Origin of the sequence: Rurimicrobium arvi (assembly GCF_039540495.1) — a bacterium.
GTDB lineage: Bacteria > Bacteroidota > Bacteroidia > Chitinophagales > Chitinophagaceae > Rurimicrobium > Rurimicrobium arvi.
This window is the reverse complement of the sequence record NZ_BAABEZ010000021.1, coordinates 1-621: the sequence shown is the minus strand read 5'-3', so window position 1 is coordinate 621 and position 621 is coordinate 1. Positions and strand designations below refer to the sequence as shown.

Genomic DNA, 621 nt, shown 5'->3' with positions numbered 1-621 from the left:
TAACAAATAAAATCATACCTGAGATTAAAAAAGATCACGATAATGACTTAACAAAGGAAGAAATAGATTTGATTGGTAGTCATTTGGATAAAGAAATCGAAGATTTAAATCAACATATCGATAATGAAAAATGTACTAAAATAAGAAAACAAATACGGCTCAAAAGAACTAAAATTAAACAATACAAAAAGCAAATTAATGATTACTCTGGGCGAAAGCATAAATACGACGTCCAAAAATCTATTTTAAAGGATAGAAATAGTTATTCTAAAACAGATCATGATGCCACATTTATGAGAATGAAAGAAGATCATATGAAAAATGGACAACTCAAGCCAGGTTATAATTTACAAATAGCGACAAATTCTCAATTCGTTTTATCTTATAATGTGTATCAAAATCCGACTGATACAAGAACGATGATACCATTTTTAAATTTAATTCAAGAGACCTACGGTCATTTACCTGAATATATTGTAGCTGATGCAGGTTATGGTAGCGAACCCAATTATATGGCAATTATAGATGATTTTAATCGAATACCACTTATAACCTACGGTATGTTTATAAAAGATAAAACTAAAAAATATAAAAGCGACATCTTTAACACTCAAAATTGGG

The 621-nt window shown here is 28.5% G+C and carries 1 protein-coding gene; it reads left to right on the top strand.

The genetic code is table 11. The annotated features are described in order from the left end of the window. Positions 1–621, top strand: a 621-nt coding sequence (locus tag ABD846_RS06690; protein ID WP_145416844.1) for a transposase, incomplete at both ends; no start/stop codon positions are given.